The 18962-nt window shown below is 65.1% G+C and carries 16 protein-coding genes; 9 read left to right on the top strand and 7 right to left on the bottom strand.

All coding sequences use genetic code 11. The features are described 5' to 3' along the window. Positions 1-11 precede the first annotated feature (11 nt). Genes FHS07_RS08800 through FHS07_RS08810 form a run of 3 tightly spaced genes read right to left on the bottom strand, consistent with a single transcriptional unit; the run spans position 12 to position 2238 of the window. Positions 12-809, bottom strand: a complete 798-nt coding sequence (locus FHS07_RS08800) for a glycerophosphodiester phosphodiesterase family protein (RefSeq protein WP_183419551.1) — start codon at positions 807-809, stop codon at positions 12-14. Further along, positions 806-1750, bottom strand: coding sequence for an SPFH domain-containing protein (locus FHS07_RS08805; RefSeq protein ID WP_183419552.1), 945 nt, complete (start codon positions 1748-1750; stop codon positions 806-808). The genes FHS07_RS08800 and FHS07_RS08805 overlap by 4 nt, the downstream gene beginning before the upstream one ends. After that, entirely contained in the window at positions 1747-2238 is a 492-nt protein-coding gene (locus FHS07_RS08810) for an NfeD family protein (RefSeq protein ID WP_183419553.1), read from the bottom strand. Before FHS07_RS08810 ends, FHS07_RS08805 begins: the two co-directional genes overlap by 4 nt. 142 nt (positions 2239-2380) lie before the next feature. On the opposite strand from FHS07_RS08810, the gene FHS07_RS08815 reads away from it, so the two are divergent. Continuing rightward, positions 2381-3145, top strand: a complete 765-nt coding sequence (locus FHS07_RS08815; RefSeq protein WP_183419554.1) for an SDR family oxidoreductase — start codon at positions 2381-2383, stop codon at positions 3143-3145. A gap of 2 nt (positions 3146-3147) precedes the next feature. Next, positions 3148-5118, top strand: coding sequence for a S9 family peptidase (locus tag FHS07_RS08820; RefSeq protein ID WP_183419555.1), 1971 nt, complete (start codon positions 3148-3150; stop codon positions 5116-5118). A gap of 47 nt (positions 5119-5165) precedes the next feature. Here FHS07_RS08820 and FHS07_RS08825 read toward each other — a convergent pair whose 3' ends face one another. After that, on the bottom strand, positions 5166-5717 hold the full coding sequence (locus tag FHS07_RS08825; protein WP_183419556.1) for an HdeD family acid-resistance protein: 552 nt from the start codon (positions 5715-5717) through the stop codon (positions 5166-5168). Positions 5718-5803: 86 nt separating this feature from the next. Continuing rightward, complete coding sequence (locus tag FHS07_RS08830; RefSeq protein ID WP_183419557.1) at positions 5804-6733, bottom strand: AEC family transporter; 930 nt, start codon at positions 6731-6733, stop codon at positions 5804-5806. Positions 6734-7476: 743 nt separating this feature from the next. On the opposite strand from FHS07_RS08830, the gene FHS07_RS08835 reads away from it, so the two are divergent. The 6 genes from FHS07_RS08835 to FHS07_RS08860 all read left to right on the top strand — a co-directional run bounded on the left by FHS07_RS08835 (position 7477) and on the right by FHS07_RS08860 (position 16264). Beyond that, on the top strand, positions 7477-8235 hold the full coding sequence (locus tag FHS07_RS08835; RefSeq protein ID WP_183419558.1) for a DUF4839 domain-containing protein: 759 nt from the start codon (positions 7477-7479) through the stop codon (positions 8233-8235). A 204-nt stretch (positions 8236-8439) separates the two neighbouring features. After that, the gene (locus FHS07_RS08840; RefSeq protein ID WP_183419559.1) at positions 8440-9162 is read left to right on the top strand and encodes a hypothetical protein; all 723 of its coding nucleotides are present in this window, start codon (positions 8440-8442) and stop codon (positions 9160-9162) included. Further along, positions 9159-11105, top strand: a complete 1947-nt coding sequence (locus FHS07_RS08845; protein WP_183419560.1) for a Mu transposase C-terminal domain-containing protein — start codon at positions 9159-9161, stop codon at positions 11103-11105. The genes FHS07_RS08840 and FHS07_RS08845 overlap by 4 nt, the downstream gene beginning before the upstream one ends. Before the next feature lie 129 nt (positions 11106-11234). After that, entirely contained in the window at positions 11235-11882 is a 648-nt protein-coding gene (locus tag FHS07_RS08850) for a DNA methyltransferase (RefSeq protein WP_183419561.1), read from the top strand. Next, positions 11875-15207 carry a DEAD/DEAH box helicase family protein gene (locus FHS07_RS08855; protein WP_183419562.1) on the top strand — a complete coding sequence of 1111 codons (3333 nt, stop codon included), beginning with the start codon at positions 11875-11877 and terminating at the stop codon, positions 15205-15207. Before FHS07_RS08850 ends, FHS07_RS08855 begins: the two co-directional genes overlap by 8 nt. A gap of 1 nt (position 15208) precedes the next feature. Continuing rightward, positions 15209-16264 carry an Eco57I restriction-modification methylase domain-containing protein gene (locus FHS07_RS08860; RefSeq protein ID WP_183419563.1) on the top strand — a complete coding sequence of 352 codons (1056 nt, stop codon included), beginning with the start codon at positions 15209-15211 and terminating at the stop codon, positions 16262-16264. An 18-nt stretch (positions 16265-16282) separates the two neighbouring features. Here the strand turns inward: FHS07_RS08860 and FHS07_RS08865 are convergent, their stop codons facing one another. Beyond that, on the bottom strand, positions 16283-17368 hold the full coding sequence (locus FHS07_RS08865; RefSeq protein WP_183419564.1) for a PDDEXK family nuclease: 1086 nt from the start codon (positions 17366-17368) through the stop codon (positions 16283-16285). A gap of 305 nt (positions 17369-17673) precedes the next feature. Between FHS07_RS08865 and FHS07_RS08870 the strand changes: the two genes are divergently transcribed. After that, on the top strand, positions 17674-17949 hold the full coding sequence (locus FHS07_RS08870) for a hypothetical protein (RefSeq protein WP_183419565.1): 276 nt from the start codon (positions 17674-17676) through the stop codon (positions 17947-17949). Here FHS07_RS08870 and FHS07_RS08875 read toward each other — a convergent pair. Next, the gene (locus FHS07_RS08875) at positions 17931-18536 is read right to left on the bottom strand and encodes a GIY-YIG nuclease family protein (RefSeq protein ID WP_221189367.1); all 606 of its coding nucleotides are present in this window, start codon (positions 18534-18536) and stop codon (positions 17931-17933) included. The genes FHS07_RS08870 and FHS07_RS08875 overlap by 19 nt on opposite strands. Positions 18537-18962: the final 426 nt, after the last annotated feature.

The raw sequence follows: 18962 nt of genomic DNA on the forward strand, positions 1-18962 counted from the left end.
ACAGACGATGCTCAGACAGCTGTCGTTCCCCGCCCGTTCACCATCGCGACGGCGACGTCGGCGCGATCGGTGACGAGCCCGTCCACGCCGAGGTCGAGCAGGCGCTGCATGTCGACCTCGGCGTTGACGGTCCACACGTGCACCTCGACGCCCGCGGCGTGGGCGTCGCGGATGAGACCATCCGTCACGACACGGACGGGCCCCTGGCGTTCGGGGACCTGGAGGGCGTCGAGACCGGCGAGCAGCCGGCGGACCCGGGTCCTCCGACGCAGCGTTCGAGCGGCGAGCAGCCTCGCCACGGTGGACGAGCCGGGGGAGGTCGCCGGTGGCAGGGCGGCACCTGCCGCCGCGGCCGCCCTCAGGGCCGCGTGACGACGTTCGTCGGAGAAGCTGGTCACCAGCACCCGCGCGGCGTGCGGTGCGACGAGGCGACCGACACGCTCCGCCGCCGCGGCGGCTTTGACGTCGAGGTTGAACCGCACGTCGGGGAAGGCGTCGAGTGCCTGGGCGAGAGTGATGAGTCCGCCGCGGTCGGACATGATCTCCTCGAGCTCGTGCAGACGGACGTCGGCGATGGCCCGCGGGTCGTCGGCCACGCGGCGGAGGTCGTCGTCGTGGAACAGCACGACCTCCCCGTCAGCGGTGCGGTGGCAGTCCGACTCGACGTAGGCGATACCCGCGGCGTGCGCTTGGGCGACCGCGGCGAACGAGTTCTCGACCACCCCGTGCCGCGCGGCATCCGGAGTCACCAGTCCCCGGTGGGCGAGCACACGCGGGACGTCGGGCGAGAGGTACGGATGCCGTGTCATCGGGCGGGAGCGTCCTTCGGTGCGACGGCGGGTGCGTCGTCGATCCCCGTGCGCGAGGCGAAGGCGCCCGAGATGCCCTTCAGGGCCTCGGTGAACTCGCTCGGGATGATCCACAGCTTGCTGGACGAGCTGTCGCTGATCTTCGGCAGGGTCTGCAGGTACTGGTAGGCGAGCAGCTTGTCGTCGGGGCGGCCCTCGTGGATCGCCGTGAACACGGAGTGGATCGCCTCCGCCTCGCCCTGCGCGCGCAGCACGGCGGCCTGTTTGTCGCCCTCGGCCTCGAGGATCGCGGCCTGACGCCGACCCTCGGCCTCGAGGATCTGCGACTGCTTCGACCCCTCGGCGGTCAGGATCGCGGCACGGCGGTCGCGCTCGGCCCTCATCTGCTTCTCCATGGAGTCCTGGATCGAGTGCGGCGGATCGATCGCCTTCAACTCGACGCGTCCGACCCGGATGCCCCATTTTCCCGTTGCGTCGTCGAGGACCACCCGGAGCTGACCGTTGATGTTGTCGCGACTGGTCAGCGCCTGCTCGAGGTTGAGCCCGCCCACCACGTTGCGCAGCGTGGTGGTGGTCAGCTGCTCGACGGCTCCGAGATAGTTGGCGATCTCGTACGTCGCGGCGCGCGCGTCGGTGACCTGGAAGTACACCACCGTGTCGATCGAGACGACGAGGTTGTCTTCCGTGATGACCGGTTGAGGCGGGAACGACACCACCTGTTCGCGCATGTCGATGAGAGGACGCACCCGGTCGACCAGCGGGACGACGAGGTTCAGGCCCGGCAGGAGCGTCTTGTGGTATTTGCCGAGCCGCTCGACCACACCGGCGCGGGCCTGCGGGATGATGCGGACGGCGCGGAAGATCACGACGATGACGAAGACCGCCACCACGATCGCCAGGACCCACCCGATCGTCGCAGGGATGAGGGTGTCGATGTTCATGTCGCGGCCTCCTGGTCGTGAGCGCGCTGCGCGCTGGCGCGGACGACGGCGGTGGCGCCGTCGATGCGGACGACCTCGATGCGCGTGGCGGGGTCGAGTCGGGTGTCGGCGTCGGCGCGTGCGGTCCACACGTCGCCGTTGGCGAGCTTGACCTGCCCCGCGACAGACGGGGACACCCGCGACAGCACGAGGCCCTCGAGGCCGATGAGGGCCTCGACGTTGAAGGCGCGGGTGTCGGCGCCGCGGTGAAGGCGCCGGAGCAGGGGCGGGCGCAGGAAGGTCAGGAGAGCGCCGGCCGCGAGCGCGGCCGCGATGACCTGTCCCCACAGGGGCGTGCCGACCAGGCCGGTCAGGAGCCCCACGGCGCTGCCCACCGACAGCATGAGGAACGTCAGCTCACCGGTGAGCATCTCGACGACCAGGAAGACCAGGATCAACACGAGCCAGCCGATCCAGGCCCACGTGTCGATAGTGGAGAGAACGTTCATGTCGCACCTCCTGAGCCTGAACGTAGCACTCGCGAGAGAGGGTGAGGCCGGTTCTCGACCACACCACAGACTGGGGTCGCCGCGGCCCCGGGCGGAGCGGTCGGTAGGCTGGTGAGTCGATCCCGATCGTCAGGAGTAATCCGTGTCCCAGACCCTTCCGTCCGGCTCGCTGAGCGGCAAGACCGCCCTCGTCACCGGCTCGTCGCGCGGTATCGGTGCCGACACCGTGCGCTACTTCGCCGAGGCCGGCGCGAACGTCGTCATCAACTTCCGCAACAAGGCGCCCCGTGCCGAGAAGCTCGCGACGCAGCTGCGCGAGCTCGGTGTCGAAGCCCTCGTCGTCGGAGCCGACCTCACCGATCCCGCGTCGGTGCAGGCGATGTTCGACGAGGTCGAGCGCACCTTCGGCGGTCTCGACATCCTCGTGCTCAACGCGTCGGGCGGCATGGAGTCGGGCATGGCCGAGGACTACGCCCTGCTTCTCAACCGCGACGCGCAGGTGAACGTTCTCGAGACCGCCCTGCCGCTCCTGAAGGCCGATGCGCGCGTCGTCTTCGTCACCAGCCACCAAGCGCACTTCATCCGCACCACCCCGACCATGCCCGAGTACGAGCCGGTCGCCCTGTCCAAGCGCGCCGGAGAAGACGCGCTCCGCGACAAGATCCCCGCCCTCGAAGAGCGCGGCATCGGCTTCACCGTCGTCTCCGGCGACATGATCGAGGGCACGATCACCGCGACGCTGCTCGAGCGCGCCAACCCCGGGGCCATCGCCGCCCGACGCGACGACGCCGGCAAGCTCTACAACGTGTCGGAGTTCGCCGCCGAGGTCGCCCGGGCCGCCGTCGACCCGGTGCCCGCCGACAACACCCGACTCGTCGGAGACACGGATTCGTTCGGAGGCGAGTGAGCATGCGCGCGACCGACATCGAAACGCTCGTCACGGTCGGTCGGCCGACGATCTCGCCCGACGGTGCCTTCGCCGTCTTCGCGACCTCACGCCCCGATCTCGTCGCCGACCGCGCGGTGGGGCAGGTGTGGCGGGTCGACCTGCCCGACGGATCGCCCCGGCGAATCACCCGCGGGGTGGCGGACCGCTCCCCGGTGCTTTCTCCCGACGGAGCGACGGTCGCCTTCCTCCGTGCGGACGCGAAGAAGCGCGTGCAGCTGTTCGTCGTGGCCGCGGGCGGGGGTGAGCCGGTGCAGGTGACCGACCTCCCCGGCGGTGTCACCGACCTCGCCTGGTCGCCCGACGGTGCGCGTCTCGCGTTCACCGCGCGCGTGCCTGAGCCGGGCCGCTACGGCACCGTGGAGGGACGGGATGCCGCGGCCGAGCCGCCGCGTCGTATCACGGGCATCCGGTGGCACGCGAACGGCCTCGGGTATCTCGATCGGCCGGCTCAGCTGTTCGTCGTCGACGCGCCGTCGACCGATGCGGAGCCGTTCTACGCGCCCGCCCCGACGCTCGACGCACCCGACAAGCGTGTCGTCGCCGCGGAGCCCGCTCAGCTGACCGATGGTGCGACGAGCTGGAGCGGCGTCTGCTGGACGCACGACGGCACCGAGCTGCTCAGCGTCCCCGATGTGATCGAGTCCGACCGCCGCGACCTGCGCGATCGGCTCATGGCCGTCGCGGTCGAGGACGGCACCCCGCGCGAGGTGTGGGGGACGGACGCCGACCTCTCGATCTCCGAGGCTGCGGTCGCCCCCGACGGCGCGGTGTTCCTGCTCGCCCACGACGTGGGCTCCGCCGGGGTCGACTTCGTCGCTCCCGGCGTCGCGCTGTTCGTGCTCGAGGCCGAGGGACCGCGTCGCCTCACCGATGCCGAGACCGTCGACCTGGGGGAGGTCGGCAGCCACATGTCGTTCGACGGCGACGACGTCCTCGTGCAGGACCGCACGCGGGGACGGTTGCGCCTGCTGCGGGTCACGCGCGGGGGAGAGGTCTCCGAGGTCCTCGGGGCCGACCTCGAGGTGAACGGCCACGCGGTGGCGGGGGGCCGGGTCGTGGCATCCGTCGCCTCGCCCGAGTCGTTCGGCGAGCTGGTCGTGGTCGACGGAGAAGCGGTGCGCACCGTCACCGACTTCGGCGGAGCCACTCGTGCGCGGGGCGTCGTCGTGCCCGTCGAGCACGAGGTCACCGGCCGTGACGGCTATCCCGTGCACGGCTGGGTCGCCGTGCCCGAGGGGGAGGGGCCGTTCCCGGTCATCCTGCAGATCCACGGAGGGCCGTACGCCTCATACGGCGTGCACGTGTTCGACGAGACGCAGGTGCTCGTCGACGCAGGCTACGCCGTGGTCTACAGCAACCCGCGCGGCAGCGCCGGCTACGGCCGAGCGCACGGGCGGTCGATCCGTCAGCGAATGGGCACGCTCGACTTCTTCGACGTCATCGACTTCTTCGACGGCGTGGTCTCGGCCGACCCGCGCCTCGATGCCGATCGCGTGGGCGTGATGGGTGGATCGTACGGCGGGTACATGACGGCGTGGGTCATCGCGCACGATCACCGCTTCGCCGGGGCGATCGTCGAGCGCGGGTTCCTCGACCCCTTCGCCTTCCCCGGATCGAGCGACATCGGCTCGTTCTTCGGCCAGGAGTACGTCGGTACCGACCCCGCGCAGATGGCCGCGCAGAGTCCGATGGCGGTCGTCGACCGGGTGCGCACCCCCACGCTGGTGATGCACTCCGAGCTCGACTTCCGCTGCCCGCTCGAACAGGCGACCCGCTACTACGCCGCGCTGAAGCACAACGGCGTCGACGCCGAGATGCTGGTCTTCCCGGGCGAGGATCACGAGCTCACCCGCGCGGGCCGACCCCAGCATCGGGTTCAGCGTTTCGACGCCGTCCTCGAGTGGTGGAGCCGATACCTCCCCACGGACTGACGAAGGAAGGGCCCGGATGCCATGGCATCCGGGCCCTTTTCGTTCGGTCAGACCGTCTTGCCGAACTGGATCGCGCGCACGATCTGGAACACGCCGAGGATCACGAGCGAGATGCCGATGAGGAGGAAGAGAGTAACCGCACCGAGGAGCGGTGAGAACAGCAGCACGACGCCCGCGAGGATGCTGATGATCGCGAAGAAGATCGTCCACGCCCGGGCCTTCGACCCGTGGCCGACGGTGGTGAGCGAGACGACTCCCTCGATGATCCACAGGATGCCGACGAGGGTCCCGATGAAGACGCCGAACCATGCGGTCGCGGCCGAAAGGTTCGCGAACGAGAAGATGCCGGCGACGATGAACAGCACGCCGAGCGCGAGGTAGCCCAGGCGCGCCCATCCGGAGCGCCAGAACAGGCCGATCGCGATGTTCACCAGGCCCGCGATGATGACGTAGACCGCGAGGATGGCGACCGCCACCTGGGCGGTGCGGCCCGGCCAGATGAGGATCAGCAGACCGATGACGAGCGACAGGACGCCGCTGACGCCGAGCGCGGTGCGTACGGCTCCGATGGCGGGGTTGGACGTGGGGGCGGAAGACATGGCGAGCCTTTCTGAGTGAAAGCTGAAAACAGCTCTCACCTTAGACCTGAGGGTTCGACTGTGCGAACCCCCCCGGTCACGCCGTGTCACGCGGGGGAGTGCTGGAGCAGCAGGGCCACGGTGAACAGCACGGGCAGACACCCGAGCGTCGAGATGAAGACGACATCGCGCGAGAGGATCTCGCCCACCCCGTACCGCTGAGCGAAGTTGAACACGTTCTGCGCCGTCGGCAGCGCCGCCAGCACCACGACGATGAAGATCTGATCGTCGGGCAGGGCGAACAGCGTCGCCACCGCCCACGCCAGGGCCGGCATTGCCAGGAGCTTCAGCATCGACGCGACGACGACGTCGACGCGGCGACCGGGCTCGGTGAGCACCCGTTGCCCGTAGAGCGACATGCCGTACGACATCAGCAGCACCGGCACGCAGGCGCCGGCGATGAGATGCAGCGGGTCGAACACGATCGGCGGCAGGTCGACGCCGACGAGCGCCACGATCACACCCAGGGCGGAGGCGATGAGCATCGGGTTCTTCGCCGTCTGCAGCACGATCCGCCCGATGTTGCGGGAGCCGGAGGTCACGGCATCCAGGATCGACAGCGCGATCGGCATCAGCACGAGCAACTGGAACAGGATGACGGGAGCGGAGAACGCCGCGTTCCCGAGCATGTACAGCGAGATCGGGATGCCGATGTTGTTGCTGTTCACCTGTCCCGCCGACAGTGCACTGATCACGGTCTCACCCGCGGGGCGACGCAGGATCAGCGTAGAGATGAGCACCGAGACGCCGATGATGACCGCGGCCGTGATCATCGACACCGGCAGCAGGGCGGAGAACAGGGTCGCGACGTCGGCGCGCGCCAGCACCGTGAAGAGCAGGAAGGGTGACAGCACGTAGAACGTCAGACGGCTCAGCACGTGTCGGGCGTGCGGACCGAGCAGGTCGATGCGCGCGATCACGTAGCCGACGACGACGGCGAGACCGACGACCGCGAAGCCGGTGAGGACACCGCTCATGCGCGGAGGCGCCGTTCACGGCGGGCGGGGGAGTCGGGCATCGGTTCGAGCGTACTCGGAGGTCGTCTGTGATCCGGGCCCGAGTCGACAAACCCGGCCACGTTCGCATACTGCTATACAACGGGCGCGTGGAATTTCCGCGGTATGGTCTTGCGGGTGAAGTAATCGGAGTATGCAATGAGTCGAAGTCTGCTCATACAGCTCGTCGGTATGCCGATAGCTGCGCTCATTGCCATCCTGTTTGTCTTCGGCTATTGGATACCCGCAGTCCTCGCGCTCATTGCGGCGACTGTAGGAATAGTCTGGGCGGCTCGGGCGCGGAACAATGCGGAGCTCGATGACGCCATCCGCCGGAGCGAGATCGGGGACGACTGACCCATGCGCTCGCGCCCATGTCCGAGGCGCCTGAGGGTGAGGGCGTGACCCGTGTACCGGCCGTGCTGCGTTATCCGATTCAGGCGTACGCCCCGTGCGTGGCCGATGCAGACCCGCTGGCGGCAAGGCCGATAATGCACATTATGTCAGTTTGCACCGCTCACCCGCAGACCGCACGACTCCGCGTGCCCGTTGCCAGCAGAAATGACATTCCTGCCATCGAACGCGTCAATCTACGGATTGCGCTCCTCTGCGGCGCGTTTGTGACACGAGATCTGTCAGTCGCGCTTCGCACGATGGGTGCTCATTCATGTCGATAAGCTCGCGGAGTCGGTCGAAACTCCGGCACCAATCTGGGGGTTGCGCTGATGACGACGGACGCTGACGTCGCCTACGAAACGAAGACCGTCCGCGCAGTTCGCGGAATGGAGTCACGCACGATCAAGAAGTGGGAAGCTGACGGCTGGAAGCTCGTCGCGCAGACTCACGGCAAGGTGCAGACTGAACTCACCTTCCGACGCCCGAAGCCGAAGTCACGCCAATTGCTTTGGATCATCGGAGGCGGCGCCTTCGCACTCATACTCGCGACGATCATCGCCTTCGGAGTCCTCAGCGAACGGAACGCGGAGACCGCGGTGAGCGCTGCCCCGGTGTCGAGTGAGTCCACGAGCGAGCCCAGCGCCGAGCCCTCTCCTGAGCCGGATGAAGTCACTCCGTCCGCCGAGCCCCAACCTGAACCCCTTGTGCTCACGCCGGCCAACAGTCCCGAGCTCGCAGCGCTCCTTGTGTTGACCGACTACTGCGCTCCAGAGGTTGCAGCCTTCGCGGCCGCCCACAGTGGTCAGACCATCTCGTTCCCCGGGTACATCGGCGCGATGGCGCCACATGACGGTGCGACCACCAGATACGACTTCCTCATCGGCGCCGGCGACTTCAGCGAGTCCTCTGCGCCAGGTCCCGCGTTCCAGTTCCGTGACGTGAACGCAACCAATGACCTCCAGTGGGTGGGTGCGGTTCCGGACTCGATCGGCGTCGGGACGAACCTGAGCGTCACAGCACAGGTCGACCGCTATGAGCAGAGCTCGTGCCTGTTCCTCCTTGAGCCAGTTGGCACCGCGGTGCGATAACTGGTTCGTTCGCACCTGTTGATCTTCTAGCGGGCGGGCGCGTATGCCTATATACGCAGACTGAAAGCCAGGAGAATGCCTGGTTAGACAGGAGAAAGGACGATCTTCGGGTATCTGTGTCGTTTTGCTTGTCACGGCCCGGTCGATTAGCGATGCTTCTTCTCAGAGGCTGACTTAGGCGGCTGAGGAATGAGGTGGCGCGCGGTGGATCTTTACAATCTGCTCGCCGAGCCACCAGTGCTCTGCAGACGCGACGGCGATCGAGCGCCGGTGAATCTGAGCGTCGACGAGTTCTCGGCGCTCGCCCCTGGCTCGCTCGCACCCGTTATCGGGATACCTTCGTGGATCGGCAAGCAGTCCTACGAAGGTCGATGGTGGTTCTCGCGAACGGGGCACCACGTAGCATTCGCGTCAACGTGGGAGCGAGACCTCCTAACGTGTCTCGACTACTCGGGGGACGCGACTGCCCTCGTTCGCGATCCCGCGATCTTCGTGTCAGCCCGAACGATTCGCACTCCCCCGCTTCGCCCGTGGCTCCTCATCCAGAAAACCGACGGCATCCGCGTCATCCCTCTGAACGCCGCCGATCACGACCGCTCGCCGGAGCTGTCCGAAATCCTCGCCGGGAGCGACGTCAACGTCGCCATCCCCCAGATGCCCTTCAGCGCTGAGCTCCACCTCATCAGGTGGCTGGCCGGATATCGATTCACGCGCTTCCGCCTGCCAGACGACATTGAACAAGAAGTTCGCCGGTCGTGCACCACGCCAAAGCCGCTTCTTGAGGCCGTGGCGAACGCTGCCGCTTCCACTACGTACGCTCTTCCCACAATCCAAGCGAACCTGTATTCCCAGATGTGGCGGCGAGCCATAGAGCTCGTCAACAGGGCTGGGGGCCTCTCCGACACATCCACTGTGCGCGCAGCATGAACGCCGACCTCACCACCGTCGCTGACCTGGCCAGGTACTCCCCCGCCGTGCAGGCAAAGTGCATCTCCATCGCAACCGCTATCGACGCCGTCGACTCGGACCCCGCGAACCACGCCTCAACGCGCGCCGCCCGCGTTCAGCGCACGCTTCAAGAACTGGCCGGAATTCACATCGGCCAACGGCAGGTCTATCGGTACCTCGCCGCCTACCGAGTGAAAGGCGTCGCCGGCCTCGCCGACGCTCGCAAGACACGCAGCCGTCGAGAATCAAGAACCGATCCACGACTCATCGACCTGATCGAGGCGGAGCTGAAAGCCCAGCAGCCCGCTTCGACGGGGACGAGATCCCGAACAATCGCGCGCGTCCAGTGGGAAGCATCTCGAAGTGACATATCAACCCCCTCGAGGCGCACGATGTACAGACTGCTCGAGCAATTGGACCGAAAGCGAGGGACCTTCGGGCCTGCGACAACCCGCAGGTCGAAGGCGGCGAGACCCGACCGGACATTCCATCCCGCCGCTCCCTCACGTCCGGGTGAACTCGTCGAAATTGACGCCACGCCGCTTGACCTGTTCGTCCAGATGCCCGACGGAGAAATCGCGCGTCCAGAACTGACCTATGCCATCGACGTCGCCACCGGCACGATCGGTGCCACGCTTCTTCATGAGAGCTACGCGAAATCGGTAGACATAGGCGCCATCCTTCCTGCTCGCATGCTCACCCGCACGAGCGACCAATCCTGGTGGCCCGAAGCAATCTCGATGGCGGAGCGGCTCTTCGAACCCACGGCCGAACCGACGCGGCGGATCCTCGAAGAAGCAGCCGCACAACTGCCACTCATCGTTCCCGAGTCCGTGACCGTGGACCGCGGCAAAGTCTTCATCGGATCCACCTTCACCGCCGCGTGCGAGCGACTCGAGATATCCCAGACCCGCGCCAACCCACGACAGGGCACAGACAAGCCCCATGTAGAGAGTGGATTCAAGCGGATTCGCGAAGGGTTCGTGCAGTACCTCTCCGGCTACACGGGCGGGACCATCTCCAATCGCGGTGAGGACCCACGCGCCGACACGGTCTGGACGCTCGGTGAAGTACAACTTCTCCTCGACCTATGGGTGATCCTCCACTGGCAGACGACGCCGCAATCCGGTCTCCGTCTCCCGGGGATGCCGCATCGCAATCTCTCCCCCAACCAGATGTACTCCGCACTCTCCGCCGCCGCGCCGCACGTGCCCGTCAGCCTCAGCAGAGACGATTACATCGCCCTGCTGCCACTGACGTGGCGCACCGTTCAGCCGTACGGCATCAACCTCGGCGGACTGATTTACGATGCTGACCTCCTGCATCCGATGCGCGGAAGGAAATCCGGCCTTGCCGGCGAAGCGCGCGGTCGATGGGAAGTTCGCTACGACCCCTACAACCTTCGGCAAGTCTGGGTTCGGGATCTCCACAACGACAGATGGATCACCGCGTCTTGGGCCCTGGCGAATAAGACCGAGCACCCCTTCAGCCACGAAATTCTCCGCGCGGCACAGCGAGCGCTGAGGCAATCAGGGCCGAGCACATCGATCGACATCCTCGAGCAGATCAACCGCATCCAGTCGCACGAGATAGGCGCCTATAAGGTTGCCGGGCGGTGGCTGATCGCGCGCATCGACCTGCGCGGCTTCGCGGCGAGCGACGCGCGAGCGGCGAAGTCCGACCTCCGTCTCGTGCTCGATCCGGCACCAGCGTTCACAGGCGACGTTGGCGGGGCCCTTACGCACTTGCCTGAGCGGATTCACACTCAATCGGTCGCGGAGATCCTGCGCATTGATGTTGCGAAGGTTCCGGCACTTGGACTCGCCGTCGACGCGCAAACCCTCGTCAATCGTGCCGCGCTCGTGACGTTCTTGCAGTCGGTTTCCAACTTCGGCCCGCACTACTCCCCCGCGTCGGCGTGATCGCCGACGTTTTCGTCGCACATGTCGACCGACGCGGCGAAGGACTCGATGTGTCTGCCGCGCACGGCATGATGGTCTAACCGGCACTTGAAGGGGTAGCACCGTGACGAAGACCAGTGGAGACGCTCGGTGACGACCCTGGTCATCGAGGAGCGCATCGTGAAGTCTCGGAACCGTGTGAGGGCTTACGGCGAGGTTTTCACGCCGCGCCACATGGTCGATCAGATGCTCGATCTCGTCAGCGACGATCTCGAGGAAGGGCCGGAGTTCGTCGATAAGACCTTCCTGGAGCCCGCCGCCGGCGACGGGAACTTCCTCGTCGCGATTCTGCATCGCAAGCTCCGAGCTATTGAGCGGCGTCTCTCCCCCAGCGTGTGGGCAGACGAATCCCTCTTCGCGCTTGCGTCGATCTACGGCATCGAACTCCTCGAGGACAACCACGAGGATGCCCGGGCAGCGATGCTCGCAGAGTTCGTCGCCTTTCACGCGAGGCATGGCGCTCCGCAGAGTCCTGACACCGACTTGATGCGCGCCGCATCGTTCCTCGTCGACACGAACATCCTCCGAGGCAACACTCTGACCGGCCGCGACTGGCGTGGCGAGGAGATCCAGTTCTCCTGGTGGACCCGTGATGCCCACTCCCCCGGCATGGTGGTGCGCGAACCGTTCTCGCTCGCCTCCCTGCGCGAGAGCCACGGGTTTGACTTCACCGTGTACGAGACGTACGCAGTGTGCCGAATCGACCACATCCATGAAGAAGTGAGAGCCGGTGCCTAGACCGAACATCAGCACTTTCCGCGAGGTGGTGCCATATCTCTACTCTTGGACCACCCCCGACATCCCGAAGTACGAGGGCTGGGAAAAGATCGGGTACACCGAGCAGGAGTCTGCCGACAAGCGCATCTCGCAGCAGGCGAGCCAGCTCAATATCGCGAAGGTCAAGCAGTGGGCGTACCGCGCGGCGTTCATCACCGAGGACGGCGGTACGTTTCGCGACTCCGATTTCCATGCGTTTCTCCAGCAGCAGGGCATCCAACGCGAAGTCGATCCCACGAATACTCCGAGCCGCACGGAGTGGCATAAGTTCGCCGGCGCGCCCAAGCCGAGTCAGCAGTACTTCTTCGACTTTGCGTCGAAGTCGTTCACCACGCCGGCCGGAGAATCGCAGGACGACTATGAGTTGCGCCGTGAGCAGCACGAGGCAGTCGCCCAAGCGCTGACGGCGTTCGGGCACCACAAAGCCGACGAGGTGCTGTGGAATGCGAAGCCGCGATTCGGCAAGACGCTGACGACGTACGACCTGGTGCGCAAGATCGATGCTCGGCGGGTGCTGATCGTGACGAACCGCCCGGCGATCGCCAATTCCTGGTTTGACGACCATCAGCGGTTTATCGGCCACCAGACCAACTATCACTTCGTGTCGGACTCCCCGTCGCTCGATCATCGCGGTCCAATGACGCGCGACCAGTGGAAGGCCTTCCTTCGCGAGACCGCCGACCAGGACCCCCGCGTCATCGAGTTCGTTTCGTTGCAGGATCTGAAGGGATCCAAGTACTTCGGCGGCTCCTTCGACAAGCTCAAGCACATAGCTGACGCCGACTGGGATCTGCTCGTCATCGACGAAGCGCACGAGGGCATAGACACGACAAAGACGGATGTCGCGTTCAACCAGATCACGCGCCGGCACACCCTGCACCTGTCGGGTACCCCCTTCAAGGCGCTCGCCTCCGGCCGGTTCAGCGTCGACCAGATCTTCAACTGGACCTACAAGGACGAGCAGGACGCCAAGGCAGAGTGGTCGGACGACTCTGTCGACAACCCGTACGCCCAGCTCCCTACCCTGAACCTGCTCACCTACCAGCTGTCCCGTATCGTCACCGACCGTCTCGCCGAAGGCGTCGCGCTCGAAGAGGATGCAGCGAACGTCGACTACACCTTCGACCTGGCGGAGTTCTTCGCCACGAAGGATAACGGGTTCTTCGTCTACGAGAACGATGTCGTTCGGTTCCTGGATGCGCTGACGACACAGGAGAAGTACCCGTTCTCCACCTCTGAGCTGCGCGACGAGATCCGACACTCCTTCTGGTTGCTCAATCGGGTCGCATCGGCAAAGGCGCTGGAAAGGCTGCTGAAGAAGCATCCTGTCTTCGGTGAGTACACGGTCATCGTCGCTGCCGGCGACGGTCGCCCGAACGTCGGTGAGAACGACGGGCTTGATGAAGATGCCGACGATTTGGTGACCGTGGGCAAGTCGCTCGACAAGGTCCGCGCCGCCATCGCGAAGGCCGAGGTCCAGGGTGGTAAAACGATCACACTCTCGGTGGGGCAGCTCACCACCGGTGTCACCGTGCCGGAGTGGACCTCGGTCATCATGCTGTCCAATCTCTCCTCCCCCGCGCTCTACATGCAGGCAGCGTTCCGGGCCCAGAACCCGTGCACGTTCACGCGCGGCGACTCCATGTTCCAGAAGAAGAACGCCTACATCTTCGATTTCGCCCCCGAACGTACGCTCACGATCTTCGACGCGTTCGCCAACGACCTCGCCCCGAGTCCTCCCGTCGACGCCAGTGAGCGCAGGGAGAACATTCGTCGGTTGCTGAACTTCTTCCCCGTCCTCGGTGAAGACACTGAGGGTCGGATGATCGAACTCGACGCCGCCCAGGTGCTCACGTTCCCGCAGGTGTTCAAAGCTCGTGAGGTCGTTCGTAGAGGCTTCCTGTCGAACCTCCTGTTCGCAAACGTGTCAGGCATTTTCCGCGCGGTCGAGCACTTTCAAGACATCCTCAACCAGCTGCCCGTTGCCAAGGAGAAGAAGACCAAGCAGGGCGATCCCGTTGAGGTTCCGTTCCCTCCGCCGATCACCGACACGGAGGGGAACGCGAAGGTCGACTTCGGCACTGTCATCAATCCGAAGGTCGTGGAGCTGGGCAAGCCGGTCTACTCGAGTGAGGACGTGCCACAGCTCGATCCGGCCACGACGAAGGCGGTCGACGCCGCCAAGCAGATTGCCGCGGCGATAACGGAGAAGGCGCGAGAGACGCGGGCCAAGGTGGCGGCTGAATACGGGATGACTTCGAAGCAGGTCGAGAGCGACGAAAAGTCCACCGAGGCGCACGTGACAGCCAAGGTGGAGCGCGCCTACGTCGACCACCAGATCACGCTGAACCACATCAGCGCCGAAGGCGCGGATGCGGCTACGGAGGCCGAATTCGTCGCACTCGACGCGAAGAGGGAGGAAGCGAAGGCGGAGCTCGACGCGCGAGTGCTCGCGATCTTCCACAGCACGCTCGACAGTGTCACTGAGACCGTGGTCACGCGTGAGGAGACCAAGAAGGCCCAGACGCAGGTGAACAAGACCATGGATGCCGCGCGCGATCATCTTCGCGGGTTCGCGCGGACCATCCCCATGTTCCTCATGGCGTACGGCGATCGGAACACGACGCTCGCCAACTTCGACGATTACACCCCGGACGACGTATTCACCGAGATCACCGGGATCACCGAGGACGACTTCCGCAAGCTCCGCGACGGTCGCGACGTGACAGATCAGGCCACCGGGGAGGTCACGCGTGTCCCGGGCCTGTTCGACGAGTCGGTCTTCAACCAGGCGATCCAGGAGTTCCTGAACAAGAAGGATGAACTCGCCGACTACTTCGACCCGGAGCTCACCGAAGACATCTTCGCGTACATCCCACAGCAGAAGACATCGCTCGTCTTCACGCCCAAGCCCGTCGTGCAGCTAATGTGCGACACGCTCGAAGCGGAGAACCCTGGCATCTTCTCCGACCCGGACAAGACGTTCGCCGATCTGTTCTCCACCGCCGGCCTCTTCTGCATGGAGATCGTCCGCCGACTCGACAAGGGGCTCGTCGACGCGATCCATAACCAGGACGAGCGGCTGCTGCACATCTTTACCCGCCAGGTCTTCGAGATGAGCCCCAACAAGATCCTGCACAACATCACGCTGGAAGCCGTCAGCGGCGGCGTCGCAGAGCGCCGAGCGTGGCTGCAAGATTCCGGACACTTCCGGGTCGGCGACCTCGCGCGAATGACCAGCGAGGAACGCGAGCATGTCGTCGACGAGATGCTGGGAGGCAACTGACATGGCCAGGAAGTTCGATGTCGTCATTGGCAACCCGCCGTACCAGGAGGACTCCGTCGGCGAGTCGACCCACAACATGCCGATCTATGACAAGTTCATGGATGCCGCATACGAAGTGGGCATCAAAGTCGTGCTCATTACTCCCGCGCGCTTCCTCTCCAACGCCGGTTTCACGCCTAAGCCGTGGAACAAGAAGATGCTCGCGGATGAGCACATCACCGTGGCACACTTCGAGCCGGACTCAAATCGCTTGTTCCCGGGTCTCTCCGACCCGATCAAAGGTGGTATCGCCGTCACCTACCGCGACTCAGAGCAGAAGCTGGGCCCGATCGGCTTCTTCACGAAGCACCCTGAGCTTCACACAGTCCTTCGCAAGGTTGAGGTCGCAGGAGACGTGCCACTAACTGACCTTGGCATCACAAACGACCGTCAGCATCGCTATACGGACAGGATGCACGCGGAGAACTCCGGGGCACGGGCACTCATGTCGAAAGACAACCCGTACAAGCTAGACGCGAGTGCATTCGCGCGGCTCTCGTTCCTCTTCCACGATGAAAGGCCCGCCGACGAGTACGAGTACGTTCAAGTCCTTGGACTGTCTGCCCGGAAGCGAACCACTCGGTGGCTTCGGCGCGACTACATCACCGGTCCTGCTTCGTTCAACACGTACAAGGTGGCTCTCCCGGAGGCGAACGGCACCGGGGCTACGACGGACTTTTTCGGCGTCGCCCTCAACAACCCGACTGTGCTCGAGCCGGGAGTGGCGGTGACGAGTACCTTCCTCACGATTGGTGCATTCGAGACAAGCGCAGAGGCTGAGGCGCTGCTCAAGTACCTCAAGTCAAAGTTCGCTCGCGCGATGCTCGGTGTGCTCAAGGTGACGCAGCACACGGCCGCGCACACGTGGCGGCACGTCCCCAGCCAGGACTTCACCGCCCACTCCGATATCGACTGGTCGAAGTCGGTCCCCGAGATCGACGCGCAGCTCTACGCCAAGTACCGACTGGACGCCGACGAGATCACCTTCATCGAATCCCACGTGAAGCCGATGGAGTGATTCCGCCTCCCTCCCGTGTCAGTCGTCGAGGCCAAATGCGCCCGTGACCTCTTCGATTGTGAACTGTTGGCGCAGTTTGGCGGCGGTGTTCTGGTTGGCGAACATACCGGTCCTCCAGAAGCCCTGTTCGCGCGGCACTGTGTGGGTCCACTCGACCGGTACGGCCCATTCGGCCATCGTGTCGTCCTGATCATCCGTGTGCCTGTAGTTTCCGCTTAGCGGAAGGTCGATCAGGCGCGTGTCGACGCCGTCGACTGTGACGCTGGTTTCGTCAAATCTCTGGGCTTCGCCGATCACTGTGCCGACACCGACATACCCAATCTTGGGGATACATGCGAAGACGCGTGCTCCGGGCGTGAGATTCTTCAGGGTGCGAGAGAACCACTCGCCGCCGCCTCCGGATACGAAGCCATACTCCCTTCCATCGGACCAGTGACGGCCCTCCGGGCTGTCACCGAACGAGACGTACCAATCCGTGCCGTTCCATGTCTCACGAGTCTTAGCGCGGACGGAGGCTGTCTTCGGGATTGCCCGACCTTCGTGCTCGACGAGCCAGGTGCGCGCAAGATAGGACGCGCCGTTGTCCGTGAAGTGTCGAAAGAAGACGACGTTGATCGGGACACCGAAGCCCTCGTTGAGAAAGCGGACGATTCGCTCGGTTGCGGCATCAACGCTCGCCGCCACGATCGTGAAGACCTGTGTCGCGTTCACCTCGTCGGGAAGCGTCTCGTTGAAGCGTTCCGCAAACGCCTCTTCCAACGCGATGTCGGGCCTGTAAGCCTCGAAGATCGCATGGACTTCTGCGCGGCTGAGAGCGGACACCCAGGAGCCGTAGTCCAGCGCCTGCGCGGTCACGTCTCGGGGTGTCTTGTCGCGCTTGAGCTCGATCACATGAACAGCAGCGGTCTCATCGAGGGCCAGGAGATCAATGAACCCGCCGTGTGCAGTCGGAACCTGCCGGCCGATGACAAGCAGAGTGCTTCCGAGCATGGTCGGATCGGACTCGATGTAACTCTCGAGTTGGGACTCAAGTCCGATCGGCGTCGGCACGATTCGGCTCAACTTGTCGCCGTCGGCCCGCCAGAGTCCCATCTCTACTGCCATGAGTATCGGTCCCTCGGTTCGGCGGCACAAGGAAGCCGCCAGCTGACATGGGTCGTCTTGATCGTATGGGTTCCAGCACTGAGACGCAGATCGATGGGCAGGATCACCGAAGTGCACAATCCGCGTCGGGTTGGTCAATGATGGCTGCGGGTGACATTCCAGCACGGAGCTCCGCGAGGTGTACTGTCATCTTCACCCGGCTCACGCATCAGGCGAGAGCCACGAATCGTCCGCATCCAGGCGGACGGGATGGAACGACGATGAGCGTTGTCTTCGTATCAGTGAACCAGTCCTACGAGGCTGGAATGACCGCCGACGAGCTTGCTCGGGTTTCGCACCGCGCGTGGCCGCTTTCGATTGCGACCGCCAGCCGGATGGAGTTCCTCGTGGCGGTGCGGCACGACCGCCCGCTGATGGCGTGGCACGTCCTATCCGCGTTCACCACCGACGAGACCTACCAGACCAACGGCGGCGCGCGGCCTCGGATCGGGTTCGCGCTCGGCGGGCCGGTCCCACTCAAGCCCGACTGGCACGAGGTGCCGGCGATGCGCCGAGGCGTCGCCTACGACTCCAACCGCTGACCAGCGCTCCACGCTCGGGCTTCAGCCGCCATCCGTGCGCGGGCGGCGCTCAGGCCCGGCGCCGGGCGCGGGTTACCGGCGAGGTTCAGGGGTGGCGTCCACCGGATGATGATGGCGCTTTCCGTATAGCGCAATGGCCCGGTGAGACCGCTCGCTGGCCAAACGGCGAGCGTAAGGTGCTCGTGCATCCACCCAGTGAGGAGGACGTCGTGTTCGGAGCTGAGTCCGAAGTTGCCAAAGTAACCGGGTTTGGCCAGATTCCGCGGGACGCCCCGAAGCCCGAGCGTGTCGTGCAGGAGCGCGGCGAACGAGCGGCGCACTGTGCTGCTACCGGTGCGTGCACGTTGGGTGGCGGCGGCGAAGTGTCCGCGGAGCTCGCGGCGGACGAGGCTGTCTTCCGCCTTCCCCACGTACAGCAGGGCATCGGCTCTGCGCTCCAAACCGAGCTGAGACCACGCCTGATCGTTACCGTAGATGGCGTACACGCCCGGTGAGTCCGGCACGTTGGCGGCGGCATCGGTGATGCTCCACCGGGGGCCGCGGAGCGCTGCTCGGGCTGATTCATCGTCGGTCACATTGAGCACCATACCTGCCCACTTCTCTGCGCCGTGGGACTTATCTGCACGTTGCCTCTACGGCCCCCGGCTGGGATGACGTACGCGATGCCGCAAGCTGCCGTAGAGCCTGTCTCCGGACATGCCAAGCCGAGCTCAGGGGGGTTCGCGGTGTGATCTCTGACGACGCTGGGAACCTGCTTCCCGTCGAGACCGGCACGTCACGCCGGTTATCACCAGGGCATTCGCCCACCTTCCTCGCACCGAGATCCTGCGCGGCGTGCTGTTGCGAGCGGCGCCCGGGCCGGCATTTGGCAAGTCGCTGACGCCCAGCGGATCCGAGTGCTCAATCTAGATATCGTTGGAGCACTATCGAAATGCGGGAGTCTGACTGATGGCTACAACGCGAGCTATGCGGCTCCTCCGGGCGGAACTCATCGACGACGACGGCTCAATTCT

The organism is Microbacterium proteolyticum, assembly GCF_014192415.1.
In the GTDB taxonomy this organism is placed as follows: Bacteria; Actinomycetota; Actinomycetes; order Actinomycetales; family Microbacteriaceae; genus Microbacterium; species Microbacterium proteolyticum.